21 protein-coding genes and 1 tRNA gene are annotated in these 19733 nt (G+C 69.6%); 1 reads left to right on the top strand and 21 read right to left on the bottom strand.

The genetic code is table 11. The features are described from left to right. Positions 1-70: 70 nt before the first annotated feature. From ACFHPP_RS18975 to ACFHPP_RS18920, 12 genes are all read right to left on the bottom strand, one after another. Complete coding sequence (locus tag ACFHPP_RS18975) at positions 71-1060, bottom strand: branched-chain amino acid ABC transporter permease (RefSeq protein ID WP_437164803.1); 990 nt, start codon at positions 1058-1060, stop codon at positions 71-73. A gap of 3 nt (positions 1061-1063) precedes the next feature. Then, complete coding sequence (locus ACFHPP_RS18970) at positions 1064-1951, bottom strand: branched-chain amino acid ABC transporter permease (protein WP_437164802.1); 888 nt, start codon at positions 1949-1951, stop codon at positions 1064-1066. A gap of 100 nt (positions 1952-2051) precedes the next feature. Further along, a complete protein-coding gene (locus ACFHPP_RS18965; protein ID WP_437164801.1) occupies positions 2052-3296 on the bottom strand; it encodes an ABC transporter substrate-binding protein in 1245 nt (414 codons plus the stop codon). A 54-nt stretch (positions 3297-3350) separates the two neighbouring features. Further along, positions 3351-4043, bottom strand: coding sequence for an ABC transporter ATP-binding protein (locus tag ACFHPP_RS18960; RefSeq protein WP_437164892.1), 693 nt, complete (start codon positions 4041-4043; stop codon positions 3351-3353). Between the two features lie 43 nt (positions 4044-4086). Beyond that, positions 4087-4863, bottom strand: coding sequence for an ABC transporter ATP-binding protein (locus ACFHPP_RS18955; protein ID WP_437164800.1), 777 nt, complete (start codon positions 4861-4863; stop codon positions 4087-4089). A gap of 155 nt (positions 4864-5018) precedes the next feature. Further along, positions 5019-6332, bottom strand: a complete 1314-nt coding sequence (locus tag ACFHPP_RS18950) for a TRAP transporter large permease (RefSeq protein WP_437164799.1) — start codon at positions 6330-6332, stop codon at positions 5019-5021. Further along, positions 6329-6889 (bottom strand): TRAP transporter small permease subunit, encoded by a 561-nt coding sequence (locus ACFHPP_RS18945; protein WP_437164798.1) that lies wholly within the window; start codon positions 6887-6889, stop codon positions 6329-6331. The genes ACFHPP_RS18950 and ACFHPP_RS18945 overlap by 4 nt, the downstream gene beginning before the upstream one ends. Positions 6890-7005: 116 nt before the next feature. Beyond that, positions 7006-8073: a C4-dicarboxylate TRAP transporter substrate-binding protein gene (locus ACFHPP_RS18940; RefSeq protein WP_437164797.1), complete on the bottom strand. Its 1068-nt coding sequence runs from the start codon at positions 8071-8073 to the stop codon at positions 7006-7008. A gap of 16 nt (positions 8074-8089) precedes the next feature. Continuing rightward, complete coding sequence (locus tag ACFHPP_RS18935; protein ID WP_437164796.1) at positions 8090-10465, bottom strand: xanthine dehydrogenase family protein molybdopterin-binding subunit; 2376 nt, start codon at positions 10463-10465, stop codon at positions 8090-8092. Next, positions 10462-10923: a (2Fe-2S)-binding protein gene (locus ACFHPP_RS18930; RefSeq protein ID WP_437164795.1), complete on the bottom strand. Its 462-nt coding sequence runs from the start codon at positions 10921-10923 to the stop codon at positions 10462-10464. Before ACFHPP_RS18930 ends, ACFHPP_RS18935 begins: the two co-directional genes overlap by 4 nt. Next, complete coding sequence (locus ACFHPP_RS18925; RefSeq protein ID WP_437164794.1) at positions 10920-11738, bottom strand: FAD binding domain-containing protein; 819 nt, start codon at positions 11736-11738, stop codon at positions 10920-10922. Before ACFHPP_RS18925 ends, ACFHPP_RS18930 begins: the two co-directional genes overlap by 4 nt. Positions 11739-11838: 100 nt before the next feature. Then, positions 11839-12615, bottom strand: coding sequence for a cyclase family protein (locus ACFHPP_RS18920; RefSeq protein WP_437164793.1), 777 nt, complete (start codon positions 12613-12615; stop codon positions 11839-11841). Between the two features lie 153 nt (positions 12616-12768). On the opposite strand from ACFHPP_RS18920, the gene ACFHPP_RS18915 reads away from it, so the two are divergent. Further along, the gene (locus tag ACFHPP_RS18915; protein ID WP_437164792.1) at positions 12769-13932 is read left to right on the top strand and encodes a multidrug effflux MFS transporter; all 1164 of its coding nucleotides are present in this window, start codon (positions 12769-12771) and stop codon (positions 13930-13932) included. Positions 13933-13941: 9 nt separating this feature from the next. Here the strand turns inward: ACFHPP_RS18915 and ACFHPP_RS18910 are convergent, their stop codons facing one another. The 9 genes from ACFHPP_RS18910 to ACFHPP_RS18870 form a co-directional block, all read right to left on the bottom strand. After that, on the bottom strand, positions 13942-14727 hold the full coding sequence (locus ACFHPP_RS18910; protein ID WP_437164791.1) for a TylF/MycF/NovP-related O-methyltransferase: 786 nt from the start codon (positions 14725-14727) through the stop codon (positions 13942-13944). Between the two features lie 444 nt (positions 14728-15171). Next, positions 15172-15248 (bottom strand) — tRNA-Pro (locus ACFHPP_RS18905). Between the two features lie 54 nt (positions 15249-15302). Beyond that, entirely contained in the window at positions 15303-15719 is a 417-nt protein-coding gene (locus ACFHPP_RS18900) for a MerR family transcriptional regulator (protein ID WP_437164790.1), read from the bottom strand. Continuing rightward, complete coding sequence (locus ACFHPP_RS18895; protein WP_437164789.1) at positions 15716-16036, bottom strand: integration host factor subunit alpha; 321 nt, start codon at positions 16034-16036, stop codon at positions 15716-15718. Before ACFHPP_RS18895 ends, ACFHPP_RS18900 begins: the two co-directional genes overlap by 4 nt. Before the next feature lie 137 nt (positions 16037-16173). Then, complete coding sequence (locus ACFHPP_RS18890; RefSeq protein WP_437164788.1) at positions 16174-17160, bottom strand: beta-ketoacyl-ACP synthase III; 987 nt, start codon at positions 17158-17160, stop codon at positions 16174-16176. 11 nt (positions 17161-17171) lie between these two features. Continuing rightward, entirely contained in the window at positions 17172-18257 is a 1086-nt protein-coding gene (gene plsX / locus ACFHPP_RS18885) for a phosphate acyltransferase PlsX (protein WP_437164787.1), read from the bottom strand. Positions 18258-18300: 43 nt separating this feature from the next. Beyond that, positions 18301-18501 (bottom strand): 50S ribosomal protein L32, encoded by a 201-nt coding sequence (gene rpmF / locus ACFHPP_RS18880; protein ID WP_437164786.1) that lies wholly within the window; start codon positions 18499-18501, stop codon positions 18301-18303. Between the two features lie 86 nt (positions 18502-18587). Continuing rightward, the gene (locus ACFHPP_RS18875) at positions 18588-19121 is read right to left on the bottom strand and encodes a YceD family protein (RefSeq protein WP_437164785.1); all 534 of its coding nucleotides are present in this window, start codon (positions 19119-19121) and stop codon (positions 18588-18590) included. Continuing rightward, complete coding sequence (locus ACFHPP_RS18870) at positions 19118-19675, bottom strand: ubiquinol-cytochrome C chaperone family protein (protein ID WP_437164784.1); 558 nt, start codon at positions 19673-19675, stop codon at positions 19118-19120. The genes ACFHPP_RS18875 and ACFHPP_RS18870 overlap by 4 nt, the downstream gene beginning before the upstream one ends. Positions 19676-19733: the final 58 nt, after the last annotated feature.

The raw sequence follows: 19733 nt of genomic DNA, 5'->3' as shown, positions 1-19733 counted from the left end.
CCGGTTGCGCCGCCATCCTATGAGGGCAGCCTTACCGAACCATTGCGCCGAAGACGGACGCGATCGCTTTCTAAAGCTTCACCTTCAGCAGATGGCCGATTTCGCCGACGATGCCGCGCCGGAAGGCCAGCACGCAGGCCACGAAGATGACGCCCTGGATCACCGTGACCCAGGCGCCGAATTCGGCCAGGTAGTTCTGCATGGTGACGATGACGGCGGCGCCCACCACCGGCCCGAACACGGTGCCGAGCCCGCCGACGAGGGTCATCAGCACGACCTCGCCGGACATGGTCCAGTTCACGTCCACCAGCGTGGCGATGCCGAAGATGATCGCCTTGGTGCCGCCGGCGACGCCGGCCAGGGCGGCGGACAGCACGAAGGCCATCAGCTTGTAGTCGTCCGTCCGGTAGCCGAGCGAGGTGGCGCGCGGCTCATTCTCCCGCACCGCCTTCATCACCTGGCCGAAGGGCGAATGCACCACGCGGTGGACCAGCAGGAAGCCGGCCAGGAAGATGAAGGCCACCACCCAGTACAGGGTGAAGTCGGAGCCCAGCGGGATCACGCCGAACAGGCTGCCGCGCGGCACCTGCTGGATGCCGTCCTCGCCGCCGGTGAAGGGCGCCTGGAGGCAGAAGAAGTAGACCATCTGGGCCATCGCCAGCGTGATCATGGCGAAGTAGATGCCGGACCGCCGGATCGCCAGCCAGCCGATGAACAGGCCGAGCACCGCGCCCACCAGCCCGCCGCCGATGATGGAGACCTCCGGCGTCAGCCCCCAGACCTTGGCCGCATGGGCCGCGACATAGCCGCCCATGCCGAAGAATGCGGCGTGCCCGAAGGACAGCAGCCCGACATAGCCGATCAACAGGTTGAAGGCGCAGGCGAACAGCGCGAAGCACAGCACCTTCATCAGGAAGACGGGGTACAGGAAGAAGGGGCTGATCAGCACGAAGGCGACCAGCACGCCGAAGGCCAGGGCCTGCGCCCGGGTGAAGCCGAGGAAGCCGGCTTCCTCATGCGCCGTCACCGGCACGGCGGCATCGATGGTGGTATCGGCCATGGCTCAGCCCCTCCCGAACAGGCCGGCGGGCCGCGTCAGCAGCACGATTGCCATGATGACGAAGACGACGGTGGCGGAGGCCTCGGGGTAGAACACCCGCGCCATGCCCTCGATCAGCCCCAGCCCGAAGCCGGTGACGACGGAGCCCATGATGGACCCCATGCCGCCGATGACGACGACGGCGAAGACCGTGATGATGAAGTTGGCCCCCATGGCCGGGTTCACCGAATAGATCGGTGCCGCCAGCACGCCGGCGAAGGCGGCCAGCGCGACGCCCGCGCCGTAGGTCAGCGTCATCATCCGCGGCACGTTGATGCCGAAGGCCTGCACCAGTTCCGGCCGTTCCGTCGCGGCGCGGAGGTAGGCGCCGATCTTGGTCCTCTCGATCACCAGCCAGGTGGCGAGGCAGACTATGAGGGAGGCGATGACGACCCAGACCCGGTAGCCCGGCAGGAACATGATCGGCAGATCGATGTTCAGCGCATTGAAGGCCGCCGGCGGCGCGTAGGGCAGGCCGGAGGAGCCGAACTGGTTGCGGAACACACCTTCGATGATCAGCGCCAGGCCGAAGGTCAGCAGCAGGCCGTACAGGTGGTCCAGCTTGTACAATCGGGCGATCATCGTGCGTTCGATGACCACGCCGAAGGCGCCGACGATCAGCGGCGCCAGCACCAGCGCGCCCCAATAGGGGATGCCGGCCCAGGCCAGCAGCATCCAGGCGACGAAGGCGCCCATCATGAACTGCGCGCCATGGGCGAAGTTGATGACGTTCAGCATGCCGAAGATGATGGCGAGGCCGAGCGAGAGCAGCGCGTAGAAGGCGCCGTTCACCAGGCCCAGGATCACCTGCGGCGCGGCCATCTCGAGTTCGAACAGCAGGTTTTCGATCACCGGGCGCGGGCCTTCGTTGCAGGCAGTTCCAGGACGGCGGGGGGCGCGAGGCCCCCCTCACCCAACCCTCTCCCCCCGACCGGGGGGAGAGGGCTTTCGGTCAGCTACGGACCAGCGTGCAGTTGCCATCGGCGATCGGGCGGAAGGCCTGGTTCGCCTCGGTGGTGCCGAGCAGCTTGTAGTAGTCCCACGGCGCGCTGCTCTCGGAGGGCTGCTTCACCTCGAACAGGTAGCAGGGGTGCAGCTTGCGGCCATCGGCGCGGATGGTGCCCTCGCCGAAGCAGTCGTCGGCGGTCGGCATCGCCTTCATCCGCGTCACCGCCTCGGTGCCGGAGGCCTTGGCCGCCGCCACGCCCATGTCGCCCACCGCCTTCAGGTAATGCAGGACGGAGGCGTAGCAGCCCGCCTGGACCATGGAGGGCTTGACGTTGCCCGGCATGGCGCCCAGGCGCTCGGTGAAGCCGCGCGTCTTGTCGTTCATGTTCCAGTAGAAGGTCTCGGACAGCACCAGCCCCTGCGCCACTTCCAGGCCGAGCGCGTGCACATCGGTCACGAACACCAGCAGGCCGGCGAGCTTGACCCGGCCGCCGCGGGTGATGCGGAATTCGGAGGCCTGCTTGATGGAATTGATGGTGTCGCCGCCCGCATTCGCCAGGCCGATGACCTGCGCGCGCGACCGCTGCGCCTGCTGCAGGTAGGAGGAGAAGTCCGTGGTGCCGGGGAACGGCGTGCGGACGGAGCCAAGAACCTCGCCGCCCTGCGCCTTCACGAAATTGCCAGTGTCACGCTCCAGCGCATGGCCGAAGGCGTAGTCCGCGGTGATGAAGAACCAGGACTTGCCGCCGGCCCGCACCATGGCGCCGCCGGTGGAATTGGCCAGCATCCAGGTGTCGTAGGTCCAGTGGATGGTGTTGGGCGAGCATTGCGCGCCGGTGAGGTCGGAGGTCGCGGCACCGGAATTCAGGAAGACCTTGTTCTTCTCCCGCACCAGCGTGTTGACGGCGAGCGCGACGGAGGAGGTCGGCACGTCCACCACCACGTCGATGCCGTCGCGGTCGATCCACTGCCGCACCACGGTGGAGCCGACATCGGGGCGGTTCTGGTGGTCCGCCTGCACCACCTGCACCGTCACGCCGCGCGCGGCGATGCCGGATTCCTTCACCGCCATCTCCACCGCCTGGGCCGAGCCCGGGCCGGACAGGTCGCGGTACAGGCCGGACTGGTCGTTCAGCACGCCGATGCGGATGGTGTTGGCCGCCTGCGCACGGGCGCTGCGGAAGGGCAGGCCACCGAGGGCCGGAAGGGCCGCGGCGGCGCCGAGAAGCGTGCGGCGATTGATGGTCATTCTCGTGTTCTCCCCAGGATCACAGACTTGGATTGGCAGGTTCAGCCCGGGCCTTCAGACGCCCAGGTATTCGTGCAGCCGGTCGAGGCTGGCGCCAAGCTGGTCGTTCGGCACCATGTCCACGATGCGGCCATGTTCCATCACGTAGTGCCGGTCCGCCACCGTCTGCGCGAACCGGAAGTTCTGCTCCACCAGCAGCACGGTGAAGCCGCGCTGCTTGATCTCCCGGATCATGGCGCCGATCTGCTGCACGATGACGGGGGCGAGACCCTCCGACGGCTCATCCAGCAGCAGGAGCCGTGCCCCGGTGCGCAGGATGCGGGCGATGGCCAGCATCTGCTGCTCGCCGCCCGAAAGCTTCGTGCCCGGGCTGCGGGCGCGTTCCTTCAGGTTCGGGAACAGGGTGTAGATTTCATCGAGCCCCAGGCCGCCGGGCGCGATCACCGGCGGCAGCATCAGGTTCTCGGTCACGTCGAGGCTCGCGAAGATGCCGCGCTCCTCCGGGCAATAGGCGATGCCGGCGCGGGCGATAAGGTCGGAGCGCAGGCCGATGGTCTCCTGCCCCTCGAACTTGATGCTGCCCGAACGCCGGCCCACCAGGCCCATCATGGACCGCAGGGTGGAGGTCTTGCCGGCGCCGTTGCGGCCCAGCAGCGTCACCACCTCCCCCTGGTGGATGTCGAGCGACACGCCGTGCAGAACATGGCTTTCGCCGTACCAGGCCTCGAGGTCGCGGACCTCCAGCATCAGGTGCCCCTGCCCCGACGTCGCCCGGTTCATGACCTGCGCTTCAGACATGTGTTGTGCCTCCGGCGATGCCAGGATCGGTGCCGAGATAGGCCGCCTGGACCTCGGGGTTGCGGGACACGCTGGCATAGTCGCCCTGCGCCAGGACGCGACCGCGGGTCAGCACGGTGATGGTATCGCACAGGCCTTCCACGACCTTCAGATTGTGTTCCACCAGCAGCACGGTGCGGCCCTGCGCGACGCGCTTCACCAGCGCCACGATGCGGTCCACATCCTCATGCGTCATGCCCGCGGTGGGTTCGTCCAGCAGCAGCATCACGGGGTCGAGCGCCAGCGTCGTCGCGATCTCCAGCGCCCGCTTGCGGCCATAGGGCAACTGGCCGGCCGAATAGCGCGCATAGCCGGTGAGCCCGACATCCTCCAGCAGCGCCATGGCGCGGTCGTCGTACTGCTTCAGCAGGCTCTCGCCCCGCCAGAAGTCGAAGGACCCGCCTCGCTGGCGCTGCAGGGCGAGCCGCACATTCTCCAGCACCGTCAGGTTGGGGAACACGGCCGAGATCTGGAAGGATCGGACCAGGCCGAGGCGGGCGACCTCTGCCGGCTTCATGCCGGTGATGTCGCGGCCATCGTAGCGGATGGTACCCCGCGTCGGCGGCAGGAACTTGGTCAGCAGGTTGAAGCAGGTGGTCTTGCCGGCGCCGTTCGGGCCGATCAGGCCGTGGATGCTGCCACGCTTGACCTCCAGCCGCACGTCGCTGACCGCGGCGAAACCGCGGAACTCCTTCGTCAGCCCCTCTGTCTCGAGGATCGAATCGACCACTCGCGGACGCCCCCAATTGTTCGTTGTCGCGCGAGCGGCCCCGTCACCGGGGCGCCCTGCCCCTGGCGCATGGCCGATGCGCTTTCGCCGCATTCATGAAGGCTGCGCGCGACGGACGCAAGGGTGCCGATGCCTTGCCCGAATGGGAGGCAGCCCTAGCCCACGAAAACCAGCGAAAGGCCTGGAAAGGCCACGATCAGGGCCAGGACGGCCAGCATCACGCCGATGAACGGAACGCAACCGGCAAAGATCGTTTCCAATCCGATTCGCCGGTCGTTGAGTGTCGCCTTCACCGCGAAGGCGCCGATGCCAAAGGGCGGTGTCAGCAGCCCGACCTCCACCGCGATCACCGTGATGATGCCGAAGTGGATCAAATCCAGGTTGAACGCCATGGCGATGGGCGCCGCGATCGGCGTGACGATCAGCAGGATGGAGGAACTGTCGACGATCATGCCGAGCAGCAGGACGAAAAGAATATAGACCAGCAGGAAGCCATAGACCCCGAGGCCCATCGCCTGGATCAGATCGGCGATGGAGGCCGGGATGCCGGCCATGGTCAGCATCCGTGAATACATGCTGGCCGCGATCAGCAGGAACAGGATGCCGACCGAGACGAACCCCGTCTCCACCAGGATGCGCCAGAACTTCGCCAGGCTCAGCCGGCGCCGGACGACCGCGATGACCAGGGCGCCGAAGGCCCCGACTGCGCCCGCCTCGGTCGGGGTGAAGAAGCCGGTGTAGAGGCCGCCGAGCACCAGGCCGATCAGCGTGGTGATCGGCACGGACTTGGCCAGCAGGCTGGCCGTGGTCTCCTCCGTCGGCGGGGCCACGTTGGCGCCGACGGGCTGCACCCAGTCCGGCCGGAAAGTCGCCATCAGCCAGATCATCAGCATGAAGCCCGCCGCCATCACCAGGCCGGGCACGATCCCCGCCAGGAACAGCCCGCCGATCGAGACTTCCGCCAGCACGCCGTAGATGATGAGAAGCAGGGAGGGTGGGATCAGCATGCCGAGGATCGAACTGCCGGCGACGCAGCCCACCGCGAAGCGCGGCGTGTAGCCGAAGCGCATCATCTGCGGCACGGCGACCTTGGTGAACACGGCCGCCGAGGCGATGGAGATGCCGGTCACCGCGCCGAACACCGCATTGGCCAACACGGTTGCCATGCCGAGGCCGCCGCGCAGCCGCCGCAGCAGGTGCTGCGCGACCTCGAAGGTGTCGCGCCCGACATCGCTGACGGACACCAGCAGCCCCATCAACACGAACAACGGGATGGTGGCGAACAGGTAGTCCGAGATGGCGGCGTAGGAAGCCAGGGCCAGCAGGCGCCCCGCCAGGTCCCAGTTCTCCCGGATCAGGCCGATGCCGATATAGGACAGGAACACCAGGCCGATGCCGATCGGCACGCCGGCCAGCACCAGGCCCGCCATGATGGCGATCAGCGCCAGGCCGATCTCGATCTCGATCATGCCGGCTGCCCCGTGATGGCGCGCTTCAGCCCGACCAGGACGTGCAGCCCGCTGGCGAGCGCCGCGCCGGCGCAACCGATCAGGATGGCAAGCCGGATCGGCCAGGTCGGCAGGGTCCAGACGCCCTGCACGCCGAAGAACTCGTTCTGTTCCCACGCATCGAGGAATTGCGGCAGCGTCGCCTGGAAGATGATCCAGAAGACGAAGACCCCGATGCCGGCAAACACCGCCTCCAGCACCTGCGCCGCGCGCGGGCTGCGCGCCTCCAGCCGATTCAGGAACATGTCGGCGCGCGTCATCCGCCGTGCGTGGATCGCGGCTGGCAGTTGCAGGAAGACGATGGCGACGATGAGCTTGGCGGATATCTCCGCCACGCCATCCAGCGGCGCGTTGAAGAAGGACCGGCCGACGACGTCACTGACGATCAGCACCATCATCGCCGCGATCATCAGCGTGCCGAGGCTGTTCAGCACCCACAGCACCAGGCCGAAGGCATCCTTCGGCGGTCGCGCCGCTTCCTCCTGCGCCGCGTCGCTGACGGTATCGAGCTCAGACATTTTGCGACCCTCAGACGCCGGGCGCGACCTCCGGCCGCTTGGCTTCGCCGGACTGCCGGCGGCGGCCGTTCGGCCGCTCGGCCAGCGTCAGGCGACGCTGGCCGCAGAATGCCGGACTAGGCGGTCCAGGCGCGCCCGGGCGTGGCGCCGCCGGCGCGGAGGCCGTCCATGTAGGCGGCCAGCACCTTCTTCGCCGGCTGGTTGCGGCCTTCGTTGGCGCGCGCCCAGTCACCGGCGATGTCGGGCAGGCCATCGACCCAGCGCTGCCGCTCGGCGGCCGGGAAGGTGGAGATCTCGGCGCCCTTCGCCCCCATCTCGGCCAGGTTCGCCTCGCTGGTTTCCAGCACGCGGTTGGTCAGGGCGGAGGTATAGGCCTTGCCGCCGGCGCGGAACGCCGCCTGCACCACCGGGTCCAGCCGGTTGAAGGTCTGCCGGTTCATGCCGATGCCGCCGACATACATGCAGCCGACATTGACCCGCGTGATGTACTTCGCGACCTCATGCACCCGCACCGGGAAGATGCCGGAGGGGAAGGACAGCGCGCCTTCCGACACGCCGGTCTGGATGTCCGTGTAGTAGGTGGTCAGCGCGCCATTCACCGGCACCGCGCCGGTGCCGCCGAGCCAGCTTGCGGACACGCCCGGCGCCGAGATGCGGCGGTTCCGCAGGTCGTCCAGCGTGCGGATCGGGAAGGTGGTCCACAGATCGTAGGTCTCGGTGCCGCAGCTGCCGAGATAGACCATGTTGTTCTCGGTCCAGGCGCGCTGCATCTCCGGCATCTCGGCGTGCATCTTCTCCATCACGTCGACCTGCAGGCGCAGATTGTCCGTGGCGAAGGGCGTGAAGTAGGTGACGTTCTGCAGGGGCATCGCGCTGCCCTCCCACAGCGTGCCGACGAAGCCGACATCGGTGATGCCGTCCTTCACCGCGTTGCGGGTTTCCGTGAAGCGGTACAGCGTGCCGCCGAACGCCTCGCGCCAGCGGATGCGGAAGCGGGTGTTCTCCAGCTCCTTGTTCACCGTCGGCATCAGCGCCTGCTGCATCGCCCAGATCCAGGCGATGGTGGTGGGGTGGGACGCCGCGATGGTGATGTTGATCTGCGTCTGTGCCGCCAGCACGGAAGGTGCGGCCAGCGGCGCGGCGGCGGCGGTGCCGAGCAGCGCCCGGCGGGTCCAGTTCGTCATGTTCGTTTCTCCCTGACTAGATCTTGCCGAGCGCGCCGAGGATGCGCGCGGGTGTGAAGGGTTGCGCGAAGACGCGCGCGCCGAAGGGCCGCAGCGCGTCGTTGATGGCGTTCTGCACCGCGGCCGGCGCACCCGCCGTCCCGGCCTCGCCGGCGCCCTTGGCGCCGAGTGCGGATTCGCGCGTCGGCGTTTCGACATGGCCCACCGCGATGTCCGGCATCTCGCCCGCCATCGGCAGCAGGTAGTCGGCCAGCGATCCGGTCAGCAACTGGCCTTCCGGCGAATAGACGCAGTGTTCCAGCAGTGCGCCGCCGAGGCCCTGCACCACGCCGCCGCGGATCTGCTCATCCACCAGCATCGGGTTGATGATGGTGCCGCAATCCTCGACGCACCAATGCCCGAGCAGCTTCACGAAACCCGTGTCGACGTCGACCTCCAGGTAGCTGGCCTGCGCGCCGTTGGTGAAGCAGAAGGGGTATTCTTTCGGCGTGTAGTGGCGCGTCGCCACCAGTTCCCGCGGCAGGTCCTTCGGCAGCGTGTCGCCGCGGAAATAGACGATGCGGCCGAGTTCTTCCAGCGGCAGCCTTTCCGCCCCCGTCGCACGGTCCACCACGACGCCGGCGCGCACGTCGAGCGTCTCCGGCGCCGCCTGCAGCATGGCGCCGGCGATCAACAGGATCTGCGCGCGCAGCGCGGTGCCCGCCTGCAACGCCGCCTCCCCGCCGATACCGGCGCCGCGGCTGGCCCAGGTGCCGCCGCCATAGGGCGTCGTCTCGGTATCGCCGGTGGTGACGCGGACGCGGGAGATGTCGACGCCGACCGCGCTGGCGGTGATCTGCGCCAGCATGCCCTCCGTCCCCTGGCCCTGTTCCGTCACGCCGGAGGACACGGCGACGCTGCCGTCCGGGTCGAGCCGCACCGTCGCGCCATCCATCGCGGAAATCCGCGCGCCGCCGACGCCGTACATGAAGGGCGAGGGGTTCGTCAGCTCGATGAAGCTGGCGAGCCCGATGCCGCGATACACGCCCTTGGCGCGCAGCGCGTCGCGTTCCGCGCGCAGAGCCTCGTAGTCCATCATCGCCAGCAGCTTCGCCAGGCAGGCGTGATGCGACAGGCCTTCGAAGGACAGGTTCGCCAGGTTCCTGAAGGGATAGGCGTCATCGGCGATCAGGTTGCGGCGCCGGATCTCGGCCGGGTCCAGGCCGACGGCCTCCGCCGCGAGGTCAACAAGCCCTTCCGTCACCGCCGTCGCGATCGGATGGCCCACGGCGCGGTACTGGCAGGTCGGCGTCTTGTTCTGGAACACCACGCTGGTGCGCGCCTTGTAGCCGCGCAGCGCGTAGGGCCCGCCGGTCAGGTTCACCACCTGGTTGCCCTCGACCGCCGAGGTGCGCGGATAGACCGAATACGGTCCGATGCCGGTCAGGTCGTCGATCTCCATCGCGGTGATCGTGCCGTCCTTCGTCACCGCCGCACGCGCGGTGATGCGGTGGTCGCGGGCGTGGATGTCGGAGACCATGCCCTCGATCCGGTCGGCGGCGAACTTCACCGGCCGGCCCAGCATCTTCGACAGCGCCGCCGTCGCCATCTCGTCCGGGTAGACATGCACCTTGATGCCGTAGCTGCCGCCGACGTCGCGGCAGATCACGCGCACATCGCCCTCGCGCAGGCCAAGGTGCTTCGCGAACACCGTCTGCATCATGTGCGGCGCCTGATTGGAATGGTACGCCGTCAGGCGCCCCTCCGACGGGTTCCAGTCGGCCAGGATCGCGCGGCCTTCCAGGCAGACGCCGGTGTGCCGGCCGGTATGGAAGGTGGCCTGCACGACGATGCTGTCCGGATCGGCGAAGCAGGCCTCCGGCTCGCCGCCGACATGCTCGCGCTGGAACGCCAGGTTGTCGCCGAGCTCCGGGTGGATCACCGCCGCGCCCGGCGCCAGCGCCACCTCCATGTCCACGGCCGCCGGCAGTTCCTGCCAGGTCACCTCGACGAGGCCGACCGCATCCTCCGCCTCCGCCCGCGTGCGTGCGACGACGGCGACGACGGGCTCGCCCTGCCAGCAGGCACGGTCCACCGCCAGCGCATGCTGTGGTGCGGATTTCAGCCCCTTGAGGTGGTGCAGCACGCCGACCCAGGGGGTGCAGATTTCGGCCATCTCCGCACCCGTGACCACGCGCACCACGCCGGGCGAAGCCTTCGCCGCGGCGCTGTCGATGGCCAGGATGCGCGCATGCGCGTGCGGGCTGCGCAGGAAGGCCACATGCACCATGCGCGGCAGCCGCAGGTCGTCGACGTAGCTGCCGCGCCCCGCGACCAGCCGCCTCGCATTCGGCCGCGGCACGCTGCGACCGATGTAGGAGTTCGGGCGATCCACCGCCGACAAATCGTTCATGCGCGGGAGGCCTGTTCAATCGCGTCGACGATGGCGTGGTAGCCGGTGCAGCGGCAGTAGTTGCCGCTGATGCCCTCGCGGATTTCCTCCCGCGTCGGCCGCGGTTTGGCCTTCAGCAGCGTCGCGGCGGCAACCAGCATCCCCGGCGTGCAGAAGCCGCATTGCAGCGCGTTGCGCGCCACGAAGGCGTCCTGCAACGCCTTGATGGCGCCGGTCTCCGTGAGGCCCTCGACGGTCCAGACCTCGGCACCCTCGGCCTGCACCGCCAGCATCAGGCAGCCGCGCACCATCTCCCCGTTCACGATCAGGGAACACGCGCCGCAGACGCCGTGTTCGCAGCCGGCATGGCTGCCGGTGAGGTCCAGTTCCTCGCGCAGGAAATCCACCAGGTGCATGCGCGGCTCGACGCGGGCCGAGACCGCCTCGCCATTCACCGTCAGCGACAAATCCATCTTCATGCGAGCAGTCCTGCGGCACGGCCGAGCAGCACCCGCGCCAGATGCCGTCGCAACGCCGGCGGTCCGTGCAGATCCTCTGGCGGGTCGATCTCCTCCGCGACCGCGGCCTGCGCCGCCGCCACGTCGCCGCCGGCCAGCGCGGCCTCGGCCCGAGGGGTGCGCAGCGGAGTCGCGCCGACCCCGAACCAGGCCAGGCGCACGCCGTCGCTGCCGCGCTGCGCCGCCAGCCCGACGATGGCGTAGTCGCCATGCCGCCGGGCCAGTTCCTGCACCGTGCAGCGCAGCCCGGCATGGCTCGGCACCTCGACCGCCGCCAGCACTTCCGCCGGCCGCAGCGCCGTCTGGTAAAGCCCCTGGAAGAAGTCCCGCGCCGCGACGCGCCGTTCCCCGTCCCGGCTCGCCAGCACCAGCACCGCCTCCAGCGCCAGGGCGCAGGCCGGCAACTCGCTCGCCGGGTCGGCGAGAGCGAGGGAGCCTCCGATGGTGCCGCGTGTGCGGATCGCCGCATGGGCGATGTGCGGCACCGCCTGCGCCAGCAGCGGGGCGTGCCGGGCCACCAGCTTGTCGGCCCCCAGTTCCGCATGCCGCGTCAGCGCGCCGATGCGCAGCACGCCATCGGCGAAGGTCACCCCCCGCAGCGCTGCCACCCCGTTGATGTCGAGCAGCAGGTCCGGGCTCGCCAGCCGCAGGTTCAGCGCCGCGACCAGGCTCTGCCCGCCGGCGAGCAGCCGCACCGCGTCGCCATGCCGTTCCAGCACGTCGAACACCTCGGCCAGGCTGGCCGCGCGCGCATAGGCGAAGGGGGCTGGTTTCACCGCTTCGGAAAACTCCCTGGACGTCCGGCCTTCGGCCGCTTGTGATTGCCGCAAGACTTGACGCCGCCGCGCGGTTTGTCCAGCGCAAGCGGCGCGAAACCTACTCCTCCAGGATCGCCACCGCCCGGCACCAGCCGCCGGAGGCCGCCTTGATCTTCACCGGCAGGCAGGACACGGTGAACCCGGTACCCGGCAGCTTGTCGAGGTTGGTCAGCTTCTCGATCTGGCAGTACCCGGCCTCCCGCCCCGCCTTGTGGCCTTCCCAGATCAGGCCGGCATCGCCGGTGGCGGCCACGCGCGCCTTGGTGTGGACGAAGGGCGCGTCCCAGGACCAGCCATCGGTGCCGACGATGCGCACGCCGCGGGCCGTCAGCCACAGCGTCGCCTCCCGCCCGAAGCCGCAGCCGCGCGCCACGTAGTCCGGCCGCCCGTAGCAGGCGCCGGCCGAGGTATGCGCCAGCACGATGTCGCCAGGTTGCAGCGTGTGGCCGATGGCGGCCAGCGCCGCCTCGACCTCCGCCGACGTCACCACATGCCCGTCGGCAAACTCGGAAAAGTCCAGCCGGACGCCTGGGCCGATGCACCAGTCGAGCGGCACCTCGTCGATCGTCAGGGCGCGGGCGCCACCATCCATGGTGCTGGCATAGTGCCAGGGCGCGTCCAGGTGGGTGCCGTTGTGGGTGGACAGGCGGATCCACTCCATCGCCCACCCCTCCCCGTCCGGAAGCTGGTCCACCGTGATGCCGGGGAAGAAGGCGACCAGCTCCCCGGCCGAATCCTTGTGGCCGCGATACTCGATGGCGGGCCCGTAGCCCGGCGGGTCCTGCACCACGTCATTGTCCAGCGCGATCGACAGGTCGATGATCCGGCGCGGCATCTTCTTGGCGTTCCCCCTGGTGCGGGACGCAGCCTAGCGCGCGGCGGACCGGCGCGGGCAACCCATCTCCTTCGCATGTCCGCGTCCGGCATTCGGCGTTGGCGTGCGGGCGTGCAGCCGGGCAAGCTGCACCAGTATACCGCAAGGCCCTGCATGCCCCGCTGGCTTCCCCTGCTGCTCGGCTTCCTCGCCGCCGTCGGCCCGCTGTCCACCGACATGTACCTGCCGGCCTTCCCCGCCATCGAGGCGGAACTCGGCCGCGGCTGGGGCGGCGTGCAGGCGACGCTGTCCGCCTGGTTCCTGGGCCTGGCGGTGGGCCAGCTGGTGCAGGGCACGCTGGCGGACCGGCTCGGGCGGCGGCGGCCGCTGATCATCGGCACGGCGGTCTATACATTGGCCTCGATCGGCTGCGCGCTGGCCACCGACATGGCGATGCTCTCCGCCTGCCGCTGCATCGCGGCCTTCGGCGGCGCCGCCAGCGCCGTCATCCCCCGCGCCATGGTGCGCGACCTGGCGACCGGCCTCGACGCCGCGCGGCTGATGTCGCGGCTGATGCTGGTGATGGGCGCGGCACCGATCCTGGCGCCGAGCCTCGGCGGGCTGCTGCTCGAGGCCAGCGGCTGGCGCGCCATCTTCTGGGTCGCGGCCGCCTATGGCGGCGCGTCCTGCCTGCTGGCCTGGTGGCTGCTGCCGGAAACGCTGCCGCCGGAGCGCCGCCTGCGGCGTTCACCCATGACCCTCCTCGGCGATTTCGGCCGCATCGCGGCGGAGCGCGGCTTCCTGACCAATGCGGTGATGGGCGGGGCGGCCATGTTCATGGTCTTCGCCTTCATCGCCGGCGCGCCGGAGGTCTATATCGAGCAGTTCGGCATTGCGCCTGCGCAATTCGGCCTGCTGTTCGCGCTCAGCGCCACCGGCTTCATCGGCGCGACCCAGTTGAACCCCTGGCTGCTTGGCCTTTTCGGGGACCGGGTGCCGCGCTTCGCGCTGCTGCTGGCGCTGGCCTCCGTGCTGGTCCTGGCGGCCTCCGCCTTCACCGGGTTGGGCGGCTTCATGGGGCTGTACCTGCCGGCCTGCGTGGCGCTGGCCTGCACCGGGCTGGTCTTCCCCAATGCCGCGGTCGGTGCCCTGGCGCGGCATGCGGTGCGCGCGGGCAGCGCCTCCGCCCTGCTCGGCACGCTGCAATTCGGCCTGGCGGCGCTGGGGGCGGCGCTGGTCGGCGCGCTGACGGCCGGCACCGCGCAGCCCATGGCGATCCTGATGCTGATCGGTACCAGCGCCGCGGTCCTGGCCGAGCTGGCGCGGCCGCGGCGCTGACGGCGGCGGCTACTCCACCGTTGCCCACTGTCTGTCGGCATCAGCCAACGTCGCCCGCTGCGCCTCCCGCACCACGAATGCCTCGGAATTCAGCCCGTAGGTCACGATCGATTCGAGTCGGAGACGCGGCCGCGCGGCAAGAAATTCCCGCGTGGCCCGGCGCTGGCCGCGCTCGTCATCCGCGTTGAAGCAGTTCCAGTCATCCATGATGAGGATGGTGCCGTCACCGATGAGCGGCCCGAGCCAGGCGAGCGCCGTCACCGTCGAGTCGTAGAGGTCGCAGTCGATCATGGCGACGCCGATGCGGCGGATCGCGTGCCGCTCGACCAACTCGGCGGTCAGCGTCCGCTCAAAATAGCCCTTCACGAGGTGCGTGCGCCGCCAGTCGACGCCGGCGGACTCCAGGTTCCGGCGGACCACGTCGAGGGAACAGGCGTATTGGCCCTTGCGGAACTCGCCATGTCCGGTGCGGTCGATGCCGCGGATTTCCGGCAGGCCCTCGAAGCTGTCGAAGCCGAAGCAGCGGGGCCGGAAGCCATGCTCCGCCGCCAGCTTCTGCGCCAGCCAGAAGCTGTAGCCCTTGAAGACCCCGAACTCGGCGTAGTCCGCCCCGGCAAGGCTGCCACGTCGTGCCGCCTCGGCGAAGATGGCGGCAAAGCCCTCGTCCAGCCCGGGGCTGGCGGACCGGAAGCCGTGGAAGTGGCGGTAATAGACCCGGGAAGCCACGTCGTTCAGCCCGGTGGCCTGGAGCGTACGGATGGCGGCGCGGCGCAAATGATGCAGGGGAGTTCCCATGTCACCTCCTCGTTGACGTGCAGGATCGGTGCGGTTCGGGCAGGGTGCCCGGGAAGCCGGTGATGCTGCTGAGGGGCGGAGGGTCGCCGCGCCGGCGGCCGTATCGTCGCCGGAAGGTGGCGGAGGTGGGCAGAATCCTGCGGAGGATGCGCCGGGATGGCGCGCAACAGGCAACGGGCATGATGGTGCTCCGGAGCACTGCCGGTCGCGGGCGCGATGGCACCCGTCACGCGACCAGGCGTGGTGGAGGCAGAGGCGGCCCGTTGAGACCTATGCGGGACACCCGGATCCAGCGGCCCCCGAAGGGGCGCTTGATTCAGGGCGTCAGGGCGGCGCGTTGCACATCATGGGAAGGCCGTAACACCGTCACCACCCGCACACAATAAACCCGTGTTCACGGTTGCTTGGCCAGGAGCTGTGGATTGATGACGGGAGATCATCGAATGGTCGGAGCGGCGGGATTCGAACCCACGACCCCCAGTCCCCCAGACTGATGCGCTACCAGACTGCGCTACGCTCCGACTGCGGTGGCCATAGCATCCTGGCGCCGCCGCCGCCAACCCCCGCGACCCGATTCAGCCGCGCGCCGCCAGGGCCCGCAATTCATGCGCGAGACGCTCCAGCGCATCCAGCGCGTCGCGCAGCGGCTCCGGCGCCTCCGGCTCCTCGATCTCGCCGAGCGGCAGTTCCGGCGCGCCGCCTTCCTCAATCCCGCCCTCGCGCAGCAACCGCTGCACGCCCTTGATGGTGTAGCCCTGGGTGTAGAGCAGGTCCGAGATGCGCTTCAGCAGCGCGATGTCCTCGGGCCGATAATAGCGCCGGCCGCCGCCGCGCTTCAGCGGCTTCAACTGCGGGAACTTGGTCTCCCAGAACCGCAGGACGTGCTGCGGAATCTGCAAATCGTCCGCCACCTCGCTGATGGTGCGGAAGGCGGTCGGGGCCTTGCGCGGGCGGTTGCGCGCGGCCTCCGCCTCCGGCCCCTCCTCACTCATGATTCGTCATCGGCCGTGCGCGCGATGGCCTGGCCCGGGTTGAGCCGGGCCTTGAGGACGTGGGAGGGCCGGAAGGCCAGGACCTTGCGGGGCTGGATCGGTACCTCGACCCCGGTCTTCGGGTTGCGGCCGACCCGCTTGCCCTTCTGCCGCACCACGAAGGAGCCGAAGGCGGAGATCTTCACCGGCTCCCCCGCCTCCAGCGCCGCCGACATGCGCTCCAGCACCGTTTCCAGCAATTCGGCACTCTCGTTCCGCGAGAGGCCGACCTGCGCATAGATGGCTTCCGCCAGATTGGCCCGCGTGATCGTCGTCATGCCCGAACAGGTCCCTGCAACCCCTTCAAGTCACAACAAAGCCGGTATCCGGGACGGCCGTCAACCTCGGGTATCGAGAACCGCCCGGACGCCCTGCGACGGCTTGTCAGGCTTTGCCGCCAAGCCGCTAGAAAGCCTCAGAACCGCGCCAACGCGGCGCCCCAGGTCAGGCCGCCGCCGATGGCTTCCATCAGCACCAGGTCGCCCGGCTTGATGCGGCCGTCGCGCGTCGCCTCCGCCAGGGCCAGCGGGATGGAGGCGGCGGAGGTGTTGGCGTGGCGGTCCACCGTCACCACCACGCGGTCGAGGCCGAGATGCAGCTTGCGGCCCATCGCCTCGATGATGCGGATATTGGCCTGGTGCGGCACCAGCCAGGCGACGTCGTCGTGGCCCAGGCCATTCGCCGCCAGCGCCTCGTCCACCGCGGAGGCCAGCTTGGTGACGGCGTGCTTGAACACCTCCCGCCCCGCCATCGTCACCACGCCGGTGCCGCCGGTGGATCCGGCGCCGCCATTCACCGCCAGGATGTCGCCATGCCGTCCGTCCGAGTGCAGGTGGGTGGAGAGCAGGCCGCGCGCCGCCTCATCATCCCGGGCCACCCGCAGGAACACCGCGCCGGCGCCGTCGCCGAACAGCACGCAGGTGCCGCGGTCGGACCAGTCCAGGATTCGGGAGTAGACCTCCGTCCCCACCACCAGCACGCCGCGCGCCTGGCCGGTGCGCAGCATCGCATCGGCGATGGACAGGGCGTAGATGAAGCCGGTGCAGGCGGCGGAGATGTCGAAGGCGAAGCCGCGCGTGACGCCGAGCGCGCCCTGGATCCTGGAGGCCGTGGAGGGGAAGGCGCTGTCCGGCGTCGCCGTCGCGACGATCACCGCGTCGACCTCGGATTCGGTGGCCCCAGCCTGCGCCAGCGCGGCGCGGCAGGCGGCAAGGCCCATGTCGGAGGCGGTCTCGCCCTCGGCGGCGAAGTGGCGCTGGCGGATTCCGGTGCGCTCGACGATCCAGGAATCGGTGGTGTCGAGGCCCTTTTCCGCCGCGAGTTCATCGTTGGAGACGGCGCGGGAAGGCAGATAGCCCCCTGTGCCGGCAATCACGCCGCGAATCGCGCTTCCATCTGCCATTGCCAAAAGCCTCAGCGCGGTGTGGCGGCAAGCCGCGGGGTCTGGCTCGGCAACAGCGCCAGGCCTTCCCGGATGCGATCGTTGAAGCGGTGGGTCACCATGTCCATCGCGACGTCGACGGCATGGGCGAAGCCCACGGCATCCGTGCCGCCATGGCTTTTCACCACCACGCCGTTCAGGCCGATGAGCACCGCGCCGTTGTAGCGCCGCGGGTCCATCCATTCGCGCAACCGGTCCAGCGCCGGGCGGGCCAGAAGGTAGCCCATGCGGGCCGGCACGCTGCTGGTGAAGACCTGGCGCAGCAGGTCGCGCATCAGCTTCAGCGCCCCCTCCCCGGTCTTCAGGGCGACGTTGCCGGTGAAGCCATCGGTCACGATCACATCCACGGTGCCGGCCGCGATGTCGTGGCCTTCGACGAAGCCGCGGAAATTGGCGCCGATATGGCTGTCCCGCAGCGTTTCCGCCGCCAGGCGCACCCGCTCGTCGCCCTTCAGCTCCTCCGACCCGACATTCAGCAGGCCGAGCGTTGGATTGGTCAGGCCGAGCACCGCGCGGGCGAAGGCATCGCCCATGATGGCGAACTCCACCAGGTTGCGCGCGTCGCATTGCAGGTTGGCGCCGAGGTCGAGCATGACCACGTCGCCGCGCGCGGAAGGCCCGATGGCGGCCAGCGCGGGCCGATCGATTTCCGGCAGCGTCTTCACCACGATCTTGGCCAGCGCCATCAGCGCGCCGGTATTGCCGGCGGAGACGACGCCGGAGGCCTCGCCCTGCGCCACGGCATCGATGGCCACGCGCATGGAGGACCCACGGACGCGCAAGGCGGCCGTCGGCTTCATGTCGCCCGGAATCGATTCCGGCGCATGGCGCAGGCTGCACGCCTTGGCCGCGCGCGGCAGGCGTGCCAGCAGCGCGCCCACCCGCACCTCGTCGCCGCACAGCAGGAAACGAGCCTGCGGATGACGTTCCGCAGCCAGTTCCAGGCCATCCAGCACCGATTCCGGCGCGTGGTCGCCGCCCATGGCGTCGATCGCCAGGGCGAATTCGCCAGAGCCTTGAGCCGGGGAGCCTCGACCCGCCAGGATCTTTCCTGCCACGCTCAGAGACCTTGCCGCATGCGCGGTTGCCCCCTGGTGCAGGTCAGACGCGGACGACGCCCTTGGCCTTGTCGGCCGCCATCACCTCACGGCCATTGTAATGGCCGCAATGCGAGCAGATGTGGTGGGGCCGCTTGGCCTCGCCGCAGTTCGAGCATTCGATGTGCGCGGACGCAGTCAAAGCCTCATGGCTTCGACGCATGCCGCGGCGGGAGGGCGATACTTTTCTCTTCGGAACGGCCATGGTGCCGAGCCTTTCTCGTCAACAAGCTGCAATATCAGCGGAGCCGCGGGGAGTAGCACCGCGTCGCGGGCGGAGCAAGGCGCCGGTCAGTGCCGTTTGATCCGGGCCAGCGCCGCAAAGGGGTTGGGCCGGGCTGCGTCAGCTCCATCCGGCGCCCAATCGACATCCGGCTCGTCCGGCGCAGGCTCCAGTTCGGGCGGAATCGCCGCATCGGGGGCGCGCGGATACGGGTCAAGCGCCAGCGCCAGCTGTTCGGCCACCACCTCGCCCAGATCCACGCCGTTGCCGGTGGTCTCGACCTCGTCCGGGCTGTCAGGGTCGTCATCCGTGGCGGGGGTGCCGGGCGGCAGGATGCGCAGGTCGAGCCGTGTGCGGACCTGCTGCGGCACCGGATCCAGCGTCACCACGCAGTCCTGCACCACATCGGCCTCCAGCGTGCCGGTCAGCCGCGTGGTGCCGCCGGTCTCGGGCGTCAGGGTCAACCGGGCCTCCAGGCGCTCGACCGCCGGGATGGCGAATCGGGCCGCCAGCGCGGCGCATTCGTCCGGCCGGGCGCGCAGCTCCACGCTCCGGGTTTCGCCGGCGCCGAGTCGGTGCGGGCGCGAGAATTCGGGCGTCATGCGGCGGCCAGCCCGCCCGGCGCCAGCACCGGGAAAGCGGCCCGCCCGCGCTTCAGCGTCGCGATCGGCTGCGCGGCCAGGCCCGCCGTCACGGCCAGGACATGGTCGGCCAGGGCCGCCGGGGCACCGCCGGGCGGTGGCTCCCCGCGCCAGATGTTGCGGGTCAGCGCCTCCGCCAGCGCCGCGCGGTCCGTGGCATCCACCGCCGCCTCGTAGGCCGCGGCGCGACCGTGGAAGGCTTCCCACATCCGCTTCACGCGCTTGCCCACCACCAGGTCGCCGACGCCCATCTCCCGCAGGTTGATGTCCATGTCGGAGAACATCGCATCGAACACCGCCTGCGCCAGCTTCGGCCCAGCCGGGTCGGCATCGCGCCGCAGCCGGTGGATCAGCAGCGCGACATGCAGCGAGACGATGTCGAACCGCCCATCCAGCGTGTCCGGCACGCCGGCCTCGAAGAAGCCGGGCTGGCGGGCCGCGGTCACGGCGGCGGTGTACAGGTCGAACCCCGCCCGCTCATGCGGCTTGCGTCCGAGAAGGCCGAGAAGGCCCATCACTCACTCCCATGGCGAAACCCCGCGGGGGACGGCCCGTTGACCGCAACCCGCCAGG

This window comes from Falsiroseomonas sp. E2-1-a20 (genome assembly GCF_051433195.1).
Lineage (GTDB): Bacteria > Pseudomonadota > Alphaproteobacteria > Acetobacterales > Acetobacteraceae > Falsiroseomonas.
This window is presented reverse-complemented; position numbering and strand designations above follow the sequence as displayed.

What these genes read in the sequence shown, in the direction of transcription:
- ACFHPP_RS18975 (WP_437164803.1), bottom strand. Translation starts at nt 1,060, where the DNA reads ATGGCCGATACCACCATCGATGCCGCCGTGCCGGTGACGGCGCATGAG.
- ACFHPP_RS18965 (WP_437164801.1), bottom strand. Translation starts at nt 3,296, where the DNA reads ATGACCATCAATCGCCGCACGCTTCTCGGCGCCGCCGCGGCCCTTCCG.
- ACFHPP_RS18960 (WP_437164892.1), bottom strand. Translation starts at nt 4,043, where the DNA reads ATGCTGGAGGTCCGCGACCTCGAGGCCTGGTACGGCGAAAGCCATGTT.
- ACFHPP_RS18950 (WP_437164799.1), bottom strand. Translation starts at nt 6,332, where the DNA reads ATGATCGAGATCGAGATCGGCCTGGCGCTGATCGCCATCATGGCGGGC.
- ACFHPP_RS18945 (WP_437164798.1), bottom strand. Translation starts at nt 6,889, where the DNA reads ATGTCTGAGCTCGATACCGTCAGCGACGCGGCGCAGGAGGAAGCGGCG.
- ACFHPP_RS18940 (WP_437164797.1), bottom strand. Translation starts at nt 8,073, where the DNA reads ATGACGAACTGGACCCGCCGGGCGCTGCTCGGCACCGCCGCCGCCGCG.
- ACFHPP_RS18935 (WP_437164796.1), bottom strand. Translation starts at nt 10,465, where the DNA reads ATGAACGATTTGTCGGCGGTGGATCGCCCGAACTCCTACATCGGTCGC.
- ACFHPP_RS18930 (WP_437164795.1), bottom strand. Translation starts at nt 10,923, where the DNA reads ATGAAGATGGATTTGTCGCTGACGGTGAATGGCGAGGCGGTCTCGGCC.
- ACFHPP_RS18920 (WP_437164793.1), bottom strand. Translation starts at nt 12,615, where the DNA reads ATGCCGCGCCGGATCATCGACCTGTCGATCGCGCTGGACAATGACGTG.
- ACFHPP_RS18915 (WP_437164792.1), top strand. Translation starts at nt 12,769, where the DNA reads ATGCCCCGCTGGCTTCCCCTGCTGCTCGGCTTCCTCGCCGCCGTCGGC.
- ACFHPP_RS18910 (WP_437164791.1), bottom strand. Translation starts at nt 14,727, where the DNA reads ATGGGAACTCCCCTGCATCATTTGCGCCGCGCCGCCATCCGTACGCTC.
- ACFHPP_RS18900 (WP_437164790.1), bottom strand. Translation starts at nt 15,719, where the DNA reads ATGAGTGAGGAGGGGCCGGAGGCGGAGGCCGCGCGCAACCGCCCGCGC.
- ACFHPP_RS18895 (WP_437164789.1), bottom strand. Translation starts at nt 16,036, where the DNA reads ATGACGACGATCACGCGGGCCAATCTGGCGGAAGCCATCTATGCGCAG.
- ACFHPP_RS18890 (WP_437164788.1), bottom strand. Translation starts at nt 17,160, where the DNA reads ATGGCAGATGGAAGCGCGATTCGCGGCGTGATTGCCGGCACAGGGGGC.
- rpmF (WP_437164786.1), bottom strand. Translation starts at nt 18,501, where the DNA reads ATGGCCGTTCCGAAGAGAAAAGTATCGCCCTCCCGCCGCGGCATGCGT.
- ACFHPP_RS18875 (WP_437164785.1), bottom strand. Translation starts at nt 19,121, where the DNA reads ATGACGCCCGAATTCTCGCGCCCGCACCGACTCGGCGCCGGCGAAACC.
- ACFHPP_RS18870 (WP_437164784.1), bottom strand. Translation starts at nt 19,675, where the DNA reads ATGGGCCTTCTCGGCCTTCTCGGACGCAAGCCGCATGAGCGGGCGGGG.